Here is a 15,769-nt window from a genome sequence, read left to right as displayed (position 1 = left end):
ATAAAAGGGTGAAATATTGAAATTTGCCGTGATAAAGTATTTGATAAGTACCAAGCCAAAAATAGAGGACAATTAATTTTGACTTAGCACTTATACTATAAAGTCAATTAAACAGATTTACATGCTTTTCGCACAAGTACCAGGAGCGTCAGACGTTAAGAAAATATTAATCCATGCTGCACAGCAAAATAAAATTGCCCATGCTCAATTATTTATTGGGAAAGAAGGAGGTGTACAGCTTCCATTGGCTTTGGCTTATGCAAATTACCTCAACTGTGAAAACCCTGGAGATGAAGATGCTTGTGGACAGTGTAAATCATGTAGAAATGCACAGAAAATGCTTCACCCTGATCTGCACTTTGTAGTGCCAACTGTCACTACAAAAAAAGTAAGCAAGAGGGAGGATGCTGTAACCGAGCGTTTTCTTCCAGACTGGAGGTCTTTTGTATTGGAAGAAAATGGAACGTACAAAAACGTCAGTGATTGGGTTGATTTTATTGGAGGAGAAAACAAGCAAGCCATTATTTCAAGACAGGAAAGTCGTGAAGTGATCAAATCCATGTCTATCAAAGCACATCAGGGAGGCTATAAGATTGTATTGATGTGGATGCCAGAATTAATGCAGGCACCTGCCGCTAATGCTGTTTTGAAGATATTGGAAGAACCGCCAGAGAAGACATTATTCTTTATGGTTAGTAATGATCCTGAAAAACTTTTAGTGACGATTCTTTCCAGAGCACAAAAAATATATGTTCCAGCTCCCTCTGATGATGAGGTTGGAAATTTGTTGATGCAACAAGGTGTAGAGGCTAGTAAGTCACAAAAAGTAGCATTCCTTGCTGATGGAAATATTCGTGAAGCATTGAGAATTGCTTCAGATGTGCCTGATCAAAGTGAAGAACTTTTCAAAAATTGGATGAGGTCATGTTTCAAACGTGATTTTACAGAGATTGTAGGAAAGTGGTCTGAAGAGTTCAATAAACTGGGGAAAGAAGGACAGAAAAACTTTTTCAAGTTTGGATTGACCCTTTTTAGAGAAGCCATGTTGATCAAAAACAATGCAGAAGCAGTAATCAGATTAGATGAAGAGACAAGAGCCTTTGTTAATAATTTTTCTAAAGTGCTCACAGAGAAGAACCTGCCTGAATTGGTGAAAAGCTTCAATGACTCTTTTTATTACATTGAAAGAAATGCGAACCCAAAAATTACTTTTGTAACATTATCCATCAAGGTCGGGAAAGCGTTTGAGCGTATTATATATTAACCTCATTTTTTAAGAAAAAAACGAAAAACAAGAGAGATTTTTCTTCTCTCGTAACAGTATTATTATATATTTGTATAGGAGAGCAGTGTGATTGATAAAAAATACACTGCTCTCTTTTGTAAGTGCATGTTTAAAACATGCTTATATATAGTCTAGCACTAATAAGCGTTAACTCATAAAATTGATTAAACTATGGATTTTAAGAACGAATTTAAAAAATTTGCCATGAAGGATCAGGGGATCTCGAGCCTTCACATGGATAGCTATATTGGAAATATTGAAAATACCACTCCTTATGTCATTGAAGAAAGAGACCGTAACTTCAGACAAATTGATGTGTTTTCAAGATTAATTGCCGACCGTATCATCTTTATGGGTACGCAGGTAGATGATCAAGTAGCCAATATTGTTGTTGCTCAGTTATTGTTTTTAGAGTCATTAGATGCAAAGAAAGACATCTTGATGTACATCAATAGCCCAGGAGGTTCTGTATATGCAGGTTTGGGTATGTATGATACAATGCAATATGTTCGTCCTGATGTTGCAACAATCTGTACAGGTTTAGCAGCATCAATGGGTGCAGTATTGCTAGCAGGTGGTGCGGAAGGTAAAAGAGCTGCTTTGCCTCACTCAAGAATCATGATTCATCAGCCATTAGGTGGTGCGCAAGGTCAAGCATCTGACATTGAAATTACAGCAAGAGAAATCCAGAAATTAAAGAAGGAACTTTATGAAATCTTAGCAAAGCATACTGGTCAGCCTTATGACAAAGTATGGCAAGATTCAGATCGTGACTACTGGATGAGAGCTCAACAAGCTAAAGAATATGGTTTAGTTGATGAGGTGTTGATGAGAAACCCTACCAACAACGAGTAAACCAAACTTAGACAGTATTTTGAGTAAGATTTTACATTAAACTGTGAAAATTCAATAAAAAACCTGTCATAAGTATAAAACATTGGTATTGAGAGGGAAATGATCTTACATTTCCCTCTTACCTATTGTAAGAAAGTGTAAAAATTGTAGTAACTTGCATTTTCAACATAAAGTATATAAACTCTAGAATATTATAAGGAGTTTGTTGTGGTATAAAGAAAGTTTTCTTTATACGTTTTTGAATGAAGAGTAAAGGCAAGGAGAGAATAAATGAAAGGAAATTTCTGTTCGTTTTGTGGCGCACCTAAAGATACGGTGGAATTAATGGTTTCAGGTCAGAATGCTCAGATCTGTAACAACTGTATTGAACAAGTACACCAAATCCTTATGGAGGAAAGAAAACCTCGTAAAAAGGATATGGAGGCTTCTTCGTTTGATTTAAAAACACCTGCTGAGATGAAAAAACATCTTGATGAATATATCATCGGGCAGGATAAAGCAAAACGAGTACTCTCGGTTGCTGTATATAATCATTATAAGCGTTTGAACCAGAAGCAGACCTCTGATGATATTGTGATTGAAAAGTCAAATATCATCATGACCGGAAATACTGGTACGGGCAAAACATTATTAGCAAAAACTTTAGCGAAAGCATTGCAAGTACCTTTCTGTATTGCTGATGCTACTGTAATTACAGAAGCGGGTTATGTAGGTGAGGACGTTGAAACCATCCTTACTCGTTTACTTCAAGCTGCAGATTACAATGTAGAGCAAGCAGAAAGAGGTATTGTATATATTGACGAGATTGATAAAATTGCTCGTAAGTCTGACAACCCATCTATTACAAGAGATGTAAGTGGTGAAGGTGTACAACAGGCATTGCTTAAATTATTAGAAGGGTCAATTGTAAACGTTCCACCGCAAGGAGGGAGAAAGCACCCTGAGCAAAAACTAATCTCAGTAAACACTGAAAATATCTTATTTATCTGTGGTGGTGCCTTTGCAGGTATCGCAGATATGATCGCTTCTCGTTTGAATACAAGACCAATTGGTTTTGCTGGTAAAGACAATGATCAGCCAGAATTAAACAAAGAAGAATTATTAGAGTTTGTGACGGCACAAGACTTAAAACGTTTTGGTATCATTCCAGAACTTATCGGTCGTTTACCATTGGTGACTTACTTGAAGCCATTGGATAAAGATGCTTTAAGAAATATTCTGACGGAACCTAAGAATGCATTGACAAAGCAATACAAGAAATTGTTTGCAATGGAGGATATTGAATTAGAGTTCGAAGATGATGCTTTGGATTATATTGTAGAAAAAGCATTAGAATATGACTTAGGAGCAAGAGGATTGCGTAGTATCTTAGAGGCGATTATGCTTGATGCTATGTATGAGTTGCCATCATCTGAAGAGAAAGTAAAAGAATTTGTGATTGATAGAGAATACGCTAAGATTAAATTCGAAAGCTCTTCTCATGCGAAAAACTTAAGAGTTGCATAAACACAAATTGACATAATAAATCTAACAAACAGCAAGGTACTACTCTTAAGTGCTTTGCTGTTTGTGTTTCAAATTTAATGAAGAACCTATCGATATGGATTTTAGTAATATGTTTGGACAATTGAAAGAGGTCCAAGAAAAATTAAAACAAGCACAAGAAGACTTAGTAAATGTCACTGCTGAAGGAGATGCAGGTGGAGGAATGGTAAGAGCCGTGGCAAATGGTAAAAAGCAGGTGATTAAATTAGAAATTGATCCATTGCTTTGTAAAGAGGAAGACAGAGAAATGCTGCAAGATCTTGTGGTAGCCGCTGTTAACCAAGCAATCCAAGAAGCAGATCAGAAAGGACAAGAAAGATTAATGAAGACTACGAAAGGAATGATGCCTAACATTCCTGGTATGGACTTCGGAAATTTAGGATAAGCAAATTTTTTACTTAGTTTTACAATATAGCTAAGTAAGCATAATAGGGGTTGTTGGTCAAAACACCAGCAACCCCTAAGTACTAGAATGAAATGCTATTTTATTTTGCTCTGGTACTTTATATATAAACTGAGACTTTTTTGTTGACATGAAGCCAACAAGCGAACTTCCTTATGATGAGGTTGCTATCGTTATTTTGAATTATAACGGTAGGAAATTTTTAGACGAATTTTTAGATAGTGTAATTCAAAGTAGTTATGGGGCTAAAGTAATTGTCGCGGATAACGCATCTACTGATGACTCTGTCCCTTTTTTGAAAGAAAATTACCCTCACGTACAATTAATAGAACTATCTGAAAATTTCGGATTTACTGGTGGATATAATAAAGCATTAGAACAGATAGATGCAAAATACTATGTATTGCTGAATTCAGATATACAGTGTCCCGAAAACTGGTTGACACCTTTACTTTCTCTTATGGAAAGTGATGAGCAAGTTGCTGCTTGTCAACCAAAAATTAAACTTTTCTCTGATCAAGAATCCTTTGAACATGCTGGAGCCGCAGGAGGATATATGGATTTTATGGGCTATCCTTTCTGCAGAGGAAGAATTATGCATGCTTTAGAATACGATGATGGTCAATATAATGATACCGTTGATGTGTTTTGGGCGACAGGAGCGTGTTTATTTATAAGAGCGGAACTTTATCATCAAATGGGAGGTTTAGATGAAAGTTTTTTTGCTCATATGGAAGAAATAGATTTGTGCTGGAGATTGAAGAGTGAAGGATATAAAATCAAAGCCGTTGGAGATGCTGAAGTATATCACGTAGGAGGAGGTACACTCAGTAGAGAAAATCCTAAAAAAACCTATTTGAATTTTAGAAATGGGCTCTTCTTGCTTTTTAAGAATTTACCTTCTTCTCAATTGTTTCTGGTATTATTTTTTAGGATGGTATTAGATGGAATAGCAGGAGTGAGATTTCTTTTAAAAGGAGAAGTAAATAACCTTTGGGCTGTGTTAAAAGCACATAGAGACTTCTATTTTTCACTTGGTTATTTGATCAAAGCGAGGAGAAAAATTAAAAATCATAAAATAAACTTTCCTGAAGTTTATAAAAAGTTGATTGTAAAGGAGTTTTTTTTGAAAAAAAGAACGAGATTCACAGACTTAAAGGGGTTTATTCATAATTAAAATAACCTCTAATTAGAAAAAATGAATTAAAGTAACTCTTGAATCTTATTTTTTGTTAATCTTTTATAATAATAATAAGCATTAAGAGTTAGTAAATTGTATTCACTTATCTTTGAAAACTGAAAAATTACGCAACTAAAATGCTATATTCATTTGATATCATACTATTTATAAATTCAAACTTCTAAAAAAAGTTAATATTTGTACTGCGTAGGTGAACAATTGAGTTAAGGCAATTAAATTGCGGAACCTAGAAATAGAAAAATTGGATGACGATTATGAACAAATACACTAATGCTTTGTCTACAGTACTTGCTGCTGGAACAATGTTATTTACTAACTGTAACCCAGTTGATGTGAATAAGCTAGCACAAGAGCAAGGAATGACAATTAATCCTTCACCATTAGAATTACATGGTGATTCGGTTGTTTTTGAACTTGACACAAAACTTCCTCCAAAATTATTAAAGAAAGGTTATACTTATGATGTTGTAGTTCAATACAACCCGAACGATGCTGAGCCTGTAGAAGTAGGTGTAGTAAGCTTCAACGGTGATGACTACGCTGATGCTCCTGAAGCGACCCCGGCTTTACACGAGCGTATGGCTTTTGCTTATGAGGATAAGTATGAGAGAGGTCAATTAGAATACTTAGGTCGTGCGACTAAAGTTAAAAACCAAAAAGTAAAAGAGTCTAACGAAGGTGCTTTCGCAGCAATGCCTAACAACATGGGTCAAGGTGTTATCACTACGATCAAAAACGTTCAGCCTACTTTTATCGCAAACTTTGCGGATCACGGTTACAACAACGCTGAAGAGTACATCCCATCTAACGTGGATTTCTTCTTCTTACAAGGATCATCAGTATTACGTTCTTCTGAGAAGAGAGGTGCTGAAGGTAAAGAGTTATCTAATTATGTAGCTGCTAAGAACCCTACAAGAACAGTAACAATTACTGGTTCTCACTCACCAGAAGGTTCTACAGAAGTAAATACTAAATTAGCAAACAAGCGTCCTGAGGCTGTACAAAAGTATTACGAGTACTTGTTAAAGAAAAATAAGGTTGAAGAGGAAGCTGCTCCTCAATTTGTAACAAAGCCAGTAGTTGAAAACTGGACAGCGTTCAAAGCAATCTTAAAAGATTCAGATAAATTTACTGATGCTGAGAAAGATGAAATCATGTCAGTAGTAAACGGATCAGGTGATTTCGTATCTAAGCAATTGAAATTACAGTCACTTGCTTCTTACAAGAAATTATTCCGTTATGTTTACCCTCCATTACGTAATGCTAAATCTGAGATCTTACAGATTAAAGAAAAGCTTACTGATGCTGAGATCTCAGCTCGTGCGGCTAGCATCGCAGAAGGTCAAATGGCTTTAGATTCATTATCTTCTGAGGAGTTATTATATGCTGCTCACTTATCTTCGGATTTAGCTGCTAAAGTAAAAATTTACGAAGCTGCTGTACGTAAAGATGATTCAGCTATCGCTCACAATAACTTAGGTGCTACTTTATTTGCTCAAGCGAAACAAGGTGGTGATGTTATGGCGTTAGTAGAGAAAGCAATCCCTCACTTCGAGACAGCTGCTAAGTCTAACAATGTTCCTGAAGCTTATGCTAACCTTGCTGGTGCTAAGTTAATGAAAGGTGATATTGCTGGTGCTCAAGCTGACTTAGAGAAAGCTAACTCTAGCAACCCTTCAGTAGCTGCTACTGCAAATGCTGTTAAAGGTTATGTTGCAATCACTGATGGCGATTATGACGGTGCTATCCAGTACTTATCTTCAGCAGGAGATGATGCTACAGTTGTTTACAACAAAGGTTTAGCTTACTTATTAAAAGCTGAAAAATCAGGTGCTAATGACTTCTCACAAGCTTCAACAGCTTTCAACGAGTCAGGTACTGAGTGGGCTCACTACGGTTTAGCAATCGTTGCTGCTAGAAAATCTGATGCTGCTACAGCTATCAGCGAAATCAAAGCTGCAGGTGAGTTGAAAACTAAAGCGGCTCAAGATCTTGAGTTCTTCGCTTTATGGGAAAATGCAGATTTCCAAGCTGCTACTAAATAATTAGATTTAGAAGTAGTTCTATAATATAGCAAGAGCCTATCCTTTTCATTAAGGATAGGCTTTTTTGTGTTTCATGACTTCCTAAAAAAGATGTTATCAATTGCTTAAGTCATTTTTGTATGACCTGCTGAAATGTGAAGAGGTGATAAAAATTTACCTTACTTGCTATAGCTTAATGATGAATGTTCTTTTTTTATGAAAACCTTTTATTGATAAGCTTAAAAAATAGCATAAATCTTCTTATCTTGGCATCCGAAAACGAAAATACTGATATATATTATTAGCAGAACTTTTAATAAGTAATGAGAGAAATTCAATTCAGAGAAGCTCTTAGAGAGGCGATGCAAGAGGAAATGCGTCGTGATAAGGATGTCTTCATCATGGGTGAGGAAGTTGCAGAATACAACGGAGCATACAAAGTAACACAAGGAATGTTAGACGAATTCGGTCCGGATAGAGTGATCGATACGCCAATTGCAGAACTTGGATTTGCTGGTATCGGTGTAGGTGCAGCAATGAACGGTACTCGTCCGATTGTAGAGTTTATGACATTCAACTTCTCGTTGGTAGCTATAGACCAAGTAATCAACAGTGCGGCGAAAATCCTTTCGATGTCAGGTGGACAATACTCTGCGCCAATGGTATTCCGTGGACCAACAGGTAACGCTGGACAGTTAGGTGCTCAGCACTCACAAAACTTTGAAAACTGGTATGCTAATACTCCAGGTCTTAAAGTGGTTGTTCCTTCTAATCCATACGATGCAAAAGGTTTATTGAAAGCATCGATCAGAGATAATGATCCAGTTATCTTTATGGAATCAGAATTAATGTATGCTGATAAAGGTGAAGTGCCAGAGAGTGAATATATCATTCCTTTGGGTGTTGCAAACGTTATCCAGGAAGGTACTGATGTAACTTTAGTTTCATTCGGTAAAATGGTTCACGTAATCACTAAAGCGGCAGAAGAATTAGAGAAAGCAGGTATTTCTTGTGATGTAATTGATTTACGTACTGTAAGACCAATCGATTTTGATGCTATCTTAAAATCAGTGAAGAAAACAAACCGTTTAGTTGTAGTTGAGGAAGCTTGGCCATTAGCGTCAATCTCATCTGAGATTTCTCACCACGTACAACTTCACGCATTTGATCACTTAGATTCTCCAGTAGTAAGAGTAGCTTCTAAAGATGTTCCTCTTCCATACGCGCCAACATTGATCGAAGAGATCTTGCCAAACGTTGAGCGTACTGTTGAAGCAGTGAAAAAAGTAATGTACAGAAAGTAATCTTCGGATTGCCTAAAGCATAAATAAACCTCTAATGTTAGTTCAGCTAATATTAGAGGTTTTGTTTTATGTATTTTTTGAAAAGTAGAATATTTTTCTTAACCTATTAAATCATCTCATCTCACATCACAGTTACTGTAGTGGTGGTGTGGTATCACAACGCCCGTTCGAATCATGTATAAATTCCACTTGTGAATTAATAGATAATCAAGCTTTATTATAAGATAAGAAATAGATATAAAATCGATTGAAGTTGGGTTAAATTCAATAGTCATTTCACCTAAAAGAATCAATCATGAAAAAACTACATCTTTTACTCCTGTTGGGGGTATTTTGTGTTTCTTGTTCGGAAAAGAAAAGCGTAAAATTTGCTGTTTGTACAGATGTACATCAAGATATTATTCACGATGCTCCCCAACGCCTCCAAACCTTTGTACAGCAAGCTCAGAAAGAAAAAGTAGACTTCATCATTCAGTTGGGAGACTTTTGTTATCCCAGAGAGCAGAATAAATATTTTTTGAAAGTGTGGAATTCTTTTGCAGGTCAAAAATACCATGTATTGGGTAATCATGATATGGATGTGTCTTCAAAAGAAGAAGTGATGGATTATATTGATATGAAGAAAAACTTCTATTCTTTTGATCAAGGAGCATTTCATTTTATAGTATTGGACCCTAATTTCTTTGTAGAGGATTCATCATATGTTGACTATGAAAAAGGAAATTATTTTGCACATAAACCAACAAGAGCAACTTTACCACATAGTCAGTTGGAATGGTTGAAGGAGGATCTTGCTCAGACAAATAAAAAAGTGATTGTATTCTCTCATCAGAACTTAGATGGTGAATCGGGTGTGAAAAATGGAGATGAAGTAAGGTGTATTTTTGAAGAGGTTAATCAGGAGAAGAAAAAGGTTATTGCTTGTTTCAGTGGGCATGATCATCACGATGATTATCATGAAATAAACGGTATTCATTATGTAAGGATCAACAGTATGTCTTATGAATGGGTAGGAAAAGAGTTTCAGTTTAAAGAAAGGTTTTCTGATGAAGTAAATGATTACCGTCCCGCTTTGAAAAATACAGTGCCTTATAAAATACCTGTTTATGCTATAATTGAGATCAATGAGCAAGGTTTTATTGATATTATGGGAGTAGAGGGAGATTTTATAGCTCCAGGGCCGAAAGATTTAGGAGTAAATTTTGATTATGAGATTTCTCCTTCTGTTTCAGATCGATTTTTAAAATTCTAAAAATATCATCAATAAGGTATTCAATAAATATGCTCAAAGTTACTTACTTTAGGTTACTTAGAGCATGAAATTAGCCTTCTGTATCAATTATTTTTGATATAGAAGGCTTTGTTTTTGACTGTAATTTGATCAATTTTAAGAATCAAAGCTAAGACAACACACCAAAATCCAATAGAAATGAAATTGACTAGCCAATACACTATCGATATTAATGATGCATCATCGATTGATGAAGTCGCAGAACTATGGAAAAAGCTATTTGCAATGCATCATCATTTAAGATACGACGTTATGATTCAACCTACGGATAGGGATTGGGTCAGAAGACGTAATAAATTACTTGAAAAAGCGAAAGACATGTTGGTGATTACCGCAAAAGCTAATAATATGCTTGTGGGGTATCTAATTGTCTCTGTGCATAAATGTGATACGACAGTAGGAGAGATTGAATCTCTTTATGTCTTGGAAGAATACCGAGAAGATGATATCGGTTCAGAGATGATGAAAGAGGCCATGAATTGGCTGAACTATAAAGGTGTGGCTATCCAAAAAATAGCTGTTGGAGTAGAAAATGAACAGGTTATTGCATTTTATAATAAACTGGGTTTTGCTCCTAAATCTGTCATTTTAGAAAAAAGAGGGGACGAGTCCTATCGTTCTGTCAATAAATAGTAGTAGCAGTTTACATTTGTAGTGTTTGGGTGACTTTTAAATCATCTTTGATGTAATGAATGGCTAGAAGTTAAAAAATATAAGCTTAAAAGGGTTGGAAAAGAGCGATTTATATCAATGTCGGATAGCTTTATAGATGCCTAAAATAGGGCTGTAATAGTATTTTTAATTGAAATAATATTACTTGATTTATGTGTGCTTCCCTATTTCTTTTTAAAAAAGCTATTAAGTTACTTCCTTTTGTTTACGTGTTGTTAAATGTGTAATTTACACTTAATAAGTACTGATCTATTCTAAATTCTTTCAATAATCACTCATTTCATTTGCACTTCAGTACTAGTGCTAATTCGTTTTATCTACTTGCTCATTTCTCTAAACTCTTGCTTATTATGACAACGCTATCCAAAAAAAGCGGTTGGTATCTTTTGCTAACCTTTTTTGTTTCTATGTTATTTTACTCGTGTAATAATTCTAATATAGAAGAATCGCCCTCTCAAACTCCTTCAAATCAAAGAAATGGCCTGGCTGGTGCCGGGGATTATGACATTCTCACCACTACAGATGGGTTTACTTTCACTTTAGAAATTGACCAAGATAACGCACAAGACATCAGCCACTTGGTTTTTCAATTAATGACGTGTGAAGGAGAATATGTCACCATTGATAATTTCGTTTCCGCAACAGTAAATGGAATGGATTGGGATTTGACTTCAACAACAGGAAGCGGTACAGATTGTACCTTTGATACTGGTGATTTTGTGAAATTTGATGATTTCGGATTTCAAGGAGGAGTGGTTACTGTAGAGTTCACTTTAGATGTTCAGGCTGCTTCTGGAACTGTATTAATAAAATCAGGTCAAGGTTGTTACCCATTTGATTTTGAAGGTGATTGTGGTGACGATGAAGAATGTGTTTATGTCACTGAAAGCTTTGAAATATTTGCTGGCCAGACTATTCTTGTGGGAGAATTATTAGTGACAAATGACGAGGAAAACTTATATATCACTTATAGTTCTACATCTGATGATCAGTTTGCGGAGACACATTTATATGTTGGGACTTTAGAAGGATTGCCAACTAACCGAAGAGGAACGCCAGTGCCTGGTCAATTCCCTTATAAAACAGATCATGACCCTGCAGTTTCGTCTTATACTTATACTATACCTTTAGCAGATCTTCCTGACTGTTATATTATTGCTGCTCATGCTGCCATGACAAGTGATGAAACAGCATGGAGTTTTGGAGATGAATTTGAAGGAACTCGCCGATGGGGATGGTACAGTAGTTATTGTACTCAAGTTTGTGAATAAACATTTCATTAATAAAAGAAAGGGGCCTAAACTCAGGTCCCTTTTTTATTGACTGCTTCTCACTAATTTTCTCTTATGAACGGATAATTAAAACTATTTTTTCTTCTTTGCTCTATATCTTCTCCAGCCATAAATGATTATTCCTAGTAGGATAATAAAAGGCCATAGTTTGAACATAAATACGATAAAATCTCCAAATCCAATCCAGCCACTTGAAAAAGCATAGACTATTCTTTTTGAGAAGTCATCTCTTTCTTGAGCTTGGTATTTTTCGTCAATTGGTTTGTTTAAAGTAAGTTCTAACGTACTGTAAGCTACCAAATCACTCAAATAGTTTAAACGTCCTGTTTGACTTTCAATCTCTTCTTCTAATTTTCTGATCTTTTCTTCTATTTCGAGAATCTCTTTTACTGTTTTCGCTCTTTTTAAGAGATCGTTATATTTCTGGAGATAGTTCCTTTTATTTTTCAGACGTGTTTCAATATCAATGAATTGATCTGTGACATCTCTGCTTTTAATTTTTTTATGTGTAATCGATCCGTAGCCAGGTTCTATTTGTATAATAACTTTCTCAAAAGCATTGCTTGGTACTCTTATTTTTAATTCATAAGCTTGTTGCCATGTGTCATTTTTGAGTTCCTCTCTTTCATAATATCCATTGTACTGACTGATGATAGAGTCTATCTTGATTTTTGATTTTTCTAAATCTGAAACGTTAATTGTTATTTCTCCATCTTTAATTATTTTCTGTGGAGTCTTTTTTTCTAGAGTGTGATTAGGAGTGAATTCGTTGGTAGAAGTAGATGGGATGTCAACTTCAAGATCAAGGTCAAAATCAACATTTCCAAGATCCATAAGTGTTTGATTGTCTGAATTACACGAAATGATGAATAAAGAGATGATCAGATTAAAAATTACATTTTTCATACATTGAGGTGTTGAAGTTTACTTTAATCAAAAAAAAAGCTTGTAGAATTAATGTAGAAAACCTTCGATTAAAGAACAATGTATAATAGAGTTCTATAGGATTTTTTAAAAGTATAGGTTTTAGTTGATGCCTTATTTAAATTTTGTTAAGAAAGTATTGTGCTAAAAAATTAAGTGAGCTCTCCACGTAAAATAAATTACCTCTTACCTCAATCCACAATTTGCTTCAAAAAGATCTCTTCAGGATAAAGTACTTCCGAAAGGAATAGTCCTTGAGCAGGAGCAAGAAACTTAGCCGCTCTTTCTCTGCTTTTAGTAGCAAGCGTTTCCCTCATGTAATCAGTAGTCATTCTTCCCATGCCTACTTCCATCATATTCCCTACGATAATTCTGATCATACCTCTAAGAAAGCGGTTGGCTTGGATGTGGAAGGATAATGTATCACCTTCTTTTGTCCAATAGGATTGCATAATGTCACATATGTGTGTGTGTACATCAGCATGTTTTTTAGAAAATGCAGTGAAATCCTCAAACTCTAATAATACTTTAGCGGCCTCTTGGAGTTTATCAAAATCAGGGTGTCTGAAATATTGCCAAACTAATCCTTGTTTGAAAGGAGATTTTCCTAAAACAATATCATAGCGGTAACTTCTTTTGGTAGCATCAAAACGGGCGTGAGCTTCCTCGTCCACTTGCCACAAGCTATTGACAGCAATATCATGAGAAAGAAATGAGTTGACTCTGTGCAGGAAATTTTTTCCGCTTAAATCACCATCATAATCAAACTGTGCATACTGTTGGGAGCAGTGTACGCCAGTGTCGGTTCTTCCACTGCCAATTGTATTGATTTCTTTGCCTAATAGTTTGCTTAAAACATAGTCAAGATGCCCTTGAGCTGTTTCAGCATTAGGCTGTACTTGCCAGCCGTGATAATTTGTGCCTAAATAAGCGATTTCAGCAAAGTATCTCATATCTGTGGATTTTTCTCGATTTGATCAGAGGTACATTATAAACAAAAAAAACCGCAAATTCTATTCAGAACTTGCGGTTTAGCACGGGCAGTAGGATTCGAACCCACGACCTGCGGTTTTGGAGACCGTAACTCTACCAGCTGAGCTATGCCCGTGTGTCTTTCTCTTTAAGACGTTGCAATATTAACGGTTAAATTATTTCTATACAAATCTACTCAAAACATTTTTTGAGATAAAATTTTAAATAATTCATTTTGAGGGAGAAAAAAACAGGTGTTAAAGCCAATTAACACCTGTTTTTAGAATAATTTATGGATTTTGGCTTAAAGCCCTAAAACTTCTACACCTTGATTAAATACAACATCAGTAGGAATATTTGCATCATCAATCTTATCCAAGTCCTTTTGAAGTTCAAAAGAGATCTTTCCATGAGATTTTACTAATTCAGTAACACCTTTGTAATCTCCATTTCCTTGTAATTCTAAGATTTTGGCCGATAAAGCATTCATTGCTTCTTCCATTTTTTCATAATTCACCTTATAAAGACCAGAAGCATCTTGCTCAAATGCACCATATTTTTTGAAGAAATTAAAACGGATCATGTTGGCTACGCCATGTGCTGAAGCGGCACCAAAACGAACAGATCTGAAAATACCAGCCAAGAAAGTAGTATAGTAATCTTTCATGTCACCGTCAATCTCACCTTTCTTATGAAGTTGTGATACCATATAAAGACCTAAAATATCTGCCTTTCCTTCTTCTAAGGCAGAAGCATGTTCTTTTAGTGCTTTTCTAACTGTTCCTTTTCCATTGATAGTTTCTTTGATACCTAATCCGTGTGCCACTTCATGGAACATTGTATTGGCAAAAAATGCATCAAAAGTGATATGTTGACGTTGAGATGGATCAATCAAAACCTCAGAAATAGGAACTAAGATTTTATCAAATTTGGCACGCATGGCATTTTTCAACTGTAATCTTCTCGATCCTTTTTGATCTTGAACTCTTTCATCATTAGGAAGGTTGATGGCAATGGTCTTACTGCCGGCGTTACAATCACCTGCATAATAAACCACATCATAAGCATTCAATTGAGAATCTGTACCAGGCATTTCATCCTTGTATTTTTTATCAACAGGAAGACCTTTTTGAAGTTCAGGTAAGAATGAAGCATATTTTTCTAACTTCTTTGACCATTTCATGTCTTTAATTAAAACATAAGCTTCAAATGAAGTCTTATAGCCAAACAATTTATCTTCATAGTTTTCGATAGGTCCCACTACAAAATCAATTGGATTAGATTTCATATCCATCCAAGCCAAGTCAGAAGTGAAATAGTTGTTAGAAACAAAAGCTTTTGCTCTTAACTCCAAATACTTTTTCAAACCAGGATCTTTGGCTAATTGAGCACATTCCATCAATAAAGAAGAAGCTCTGTCTAGTTCTGCTTCATACTCTTTTGAATAAGGAATTACTTTCAGTTCTCCTCTTGGGTCTCTACGTAGTACAGTGTATAAACTTGTTTTTGAATCGTCTTTCAAGCTATTGAATTCCTCTTTTGTCATATCCTGAGGATAGAAGTTGGCTCCAACTGGCTTTTCCGGCGTGTTATCTACAAAAGGTTTGTTGTCTTGTAGTCTATCCCACGGTCCGTAGTTGATGGCTGCATATCTTTTTAACTCATCATTGGGTAAGCTTTCAATAAAAGAATCTTTATCTCCATAAGCTTGCTTCCAGAACAGGTTGTCCATGATTTTTGCCACCTCGATCATTTTTTTGATCATCAATTTCTGATTGCCACTCATATGGCTCAAATCAGAAGTTAGTGTAAAATCAGTGTAATCGACAAGGTGATTTACCTTTGGAGCAGCAACAGCTTGTTGAACTTCTTGTTTGTGAGGTTGTTCAGCGCACCCCATAAATAGGGACGTACATAAAGAAATACCTACTAGTAAAGATTTTTTCATTCTTCTTAAATATGTGTTTAGTTGTAATTTTCCACAAGATATTTATTTCAAAG

General features: G+C 35.4%; 13 protein-coding genes and 1 tRNA gene. 10 read left to right on the top strand and 4 right to left on the bottom strand.

Annotated elements, in window-relative coordinates; genetic code table 11:
- Positions 1-121: 121 nt before the first annotated feature.
- The 10 genes from AVL50_RS16555 (at position 122) to AVL50_RS16510 (ending at position 11,851) form a co-directional block, all read left to right on the top strand.
- Positions 122-1,264, top strand: a complete 1,143-nt coding sequence (locus AVL50_RS16555; RefSeq protein WP_062617614.1) for a DNA polymerase III subunit delta' — start codon at positions 122-124, stop codon at positions 1,262-1,264.
- Positions 1,265-1,456: 192 nt separating this feature from the next.
- Positions 1,457-2,140: an ATP-dependent Clp protease proteolytic subunit gene (locus tag AVL50_RS16550; protein WP_062617613.1), complete on the top strand. Its 684-nt coding sequence runs from the start codon at positions 1,457-1,459 to the stop codon at positions 2,138-2,140.
- Positions 2,141-2,410: 270 nt separating this feature from the next.
- Complete coding sequence (gene clpX, locus AVL50_RS16545) at positions 2,411-3,646, top strand: ATP-dependent Clp protease ATP-binding subunit ClpX (RefSeq protein ID WP_062617612.1); 1,236 nt, start codon at positions 2,411-2,413, stop codon at positions 3,644-3,646.
- 94 nt (positions 3,647-3,740) lie between these two features.
- Positions 3,741-4,070 (top strand): YbaB/EbfC family nucleoid-associated protein, encoded by a 330-nt coding sequence (locus AVL50_RS16540; RefSeq protein ID WP_062617611.1) that lies wholly within the window; start codon positions 3,741-3,743, stop codon positions 4,068-4,070.
- Between the two features lie 148 nt (positions 4,071-4,218).
- Positions 4,219-5,265, top strand: a complete 1,047-nt coding sequence (locus AVL50_RS16535; RefSeq protein ID WP_062617610.1) for a glycosyltransferase family 2 protein — start codon at positions 4,219-4,221, stop codon at positions 5,263-5,265.
- 278 nt (positions 5,266-5,543) lie between these two features.
- Positions 5,544-7,334, top strand: coding sequence for an OmpA family protein (locus tag AVL50_RS16530; RefSeq protein WP_063850759.1), 1,791 nt, complete (start codon positions 5,544-5,546; stop codon positions 7,332-7,334).
- A 302-nt stretch (positions 7,335-7,636) separates the two neighbouring features.
- Positions 7,637-8,617, top strand: coding sequence for a pyruvate dehydrogenase complex E1 component subunit beta (locus AVL50_RS16525; RefSeq protein ID WP_062617608.1), 981 nt, complete (start codon positions 7,637-7,639; stop codon positions 8,615-8,617).
- A 295-nt stretch (positions 8,618-8,912) separates the two neighbouring features.
- Positions 8,913-9,869, top strand: a complete 957-nt coding sequence (locus AVL50_RS16520) for a metallophosphoesterase (RefSeq protein WP_062617607.1) — start codon at positions 8,913-8,915, stop codon at positions 9,867-9,869.
- Between the two features lie 177 nt (positions 9,870-10,046).
- Positions 10,047-10,541 carry a GNAT family N-acetyltransferase gene (locus tag AVL50_RS16515; protein ID WP_082795866.1) on the top strand — a complete coding sequence of 165 codons (495 nt, stop codon included), beginning with the start codon at positions 10,047-10,049 and terminating at the stop codon, positions 10,539-10,541.
- A gap of 389 nt (positions 10,542-10,930) precedes the next feature.
- The gene (locus AVL50_RS16510) at positions 10,931-11,851 is read left to right on the top strand and encodes a hypothetical protein (protein ID WP_157491369.1); all 921 of its coding nucleotides are present in this window, start codon (positions 10,931-10,933) and stop codon (positions 11,849-11,851) included.
- Between the two features lie 93 nt (positions 11,852-11,944).
- Here AVL50_RS16510 and AVL50_RS16505 read toward each other — a convergent pair whose 3' ends face one another.
- From AVL50_RS16505 to AVL50_RS16490, 4 genes are all read right to left on the bottom strand, one after another.
- Positions 11,945-12,778: a DUF4349 domain-containing protein gene (locus tag AVL50_RS16505; protein ID WP_062617604.1), complete on the bottom strand. Its 834-nt coding sequence runs from the start codon at positions 12,776-12,778 to the stop codon at positions 11,945-11,947.
- A gap of 209 nt (positions 12,779-12,987) precedes the next feature.
- Entirely contained in the window at positions 12,988-13,749 is a 762-nt protein-coding gene (truA, locus tag AVL50_RS16500; RefSeq protein WP_062617603.1) for a tRNA pseudouridine(38-40) synthase TruA, read from the bottom strand.
- Between the two features lie 82 nt (positions 13,750-13,831).
- A tRNA-Trp gene (locus AVL50_RS16495) sits at positions 13,832-13,904 on the bottom strand.
- Between the two features lie 168 nt (positions 13,905-14,072).
- The gene (locus AVL50_RS16490; RefSeq protein ID WP_062617602.1) at positions 14,073-15,716 is read right to left on the bottom strand and encodes a Zn-dependent hydrolase; all 1,644 of its coding nucleotides are present in this window, start codon (positions 15,714-15,716) and stop codon (positions 14,073-14,075) included.
- Positions 15,717-15,769: the final 53 nt, after the last annotated feature.

The sequence above is a fragment of the Flammeovirga sp. SJP92 genome, from assembly GCF_001583495.1.
Lineage (GTDB): Bacteria > Bacteroidota > Bacteroidia > Cytophagales > Flammeovirgaceae > Flammeovirga.
The sequence above is the reverse complement of the archived record's forward strand: the minus strand, read 5'-3'. Positions and strand labels throughout refer to the sequence as shown.

Excerpts from the sequence above, each read along its gene's own strand:
- AVL50_RS16555 (WP_062617614.1), top strand. The coding sequence starts at position 122 with ATGCTTTTCGCACAAGTACCAGGAGCGTCAGACGTTAAGAAAATATTA.
- AVL50_RS16550 (WP_062617613.1), top strand. The coding sequence starts at position 1,457 with ATGGATTTTAAGAACGAATTTAAAAAATTTGCCATGAAGGATCAGGGG.
- clpX (WP_062617612.1), top strand. The coding sequence starts at position 2,411 with ATGAAAGGAAATTTCTGTTCGTTTTGTGGCGCACCTAAAGATACGGTG.
- AVL50_RS16540 (WP_062617611.1), top strand. The coding sequence starts at position 3,741 with ATGGATTTTAGTAATATGTTTGGACAATTGAAAGAGGTCCAAGAAAAA.
- AVL50_RS16535 (WP_062617610.1), top strand. The coding sequence starts at position 4,219 with ATGAAGCCAACAAGCGAACTTCCTTATGATGAGGTTGCTATCGTTATT.
- AVL50_RS16530 (WP_063850759.1), top strand. The coding sequence starts at position 5,544 with ATGAACAAATACACTAATGCTTTGTCTACAGTACTTGCTGCTGGAACA.
- AVL50_RS16525 (WP_062617608.1), top strand. The coding sequence starts at position 7,637 with ATGAGAGAAATTCAATTCAGAGAAGCTCTTAGAGAGGCGATGCAAGAG.
- AVL50_RS16520 (WP_062617607.1), top strand. The coding sequence starts at position 8,913 with ATGAAAAAACTACATCTTTTACTCCTGTTGGGGGTATTTTGTGTTTCT.
- AVL50_RS16515 (WP_082795866.1), top strand. The coding sequence starts at position 10,047 with ATGAAATTGACTAGCCAATACACTATCGATATTAATGATGCATCATCG.
- AVL50_RS16510 (WP_157491369.1), top strand. The coding sequence starts at position 10,931 with ATGACAACGCTATCCAAAAAAAGCGGTTGGTATCTTTTGCTAACCTTT.
- AVL50_RS16505 (WP_062617604.1), bottom strand. The coding sequence starts at position 12,778 with ATGAAAAATGTAATTTTTAATCTGATCATCTCTTTATTCATCATTTCG.
- truA (WP_062617603.1), bottom strand. The coding sequence starts at position 13,749 with ATGAGATACTTTGCTGAAATCGCTTATTTAGGCACAAATTATCACGGC.
- AVL50_RS16490 (WP_062617602.1), bottom strand. The coding sequence starts at position 15,716 with ATGAAAAAATCTTTACTAGTAGGTATTTCTTTATGTACGTCCCTATTT.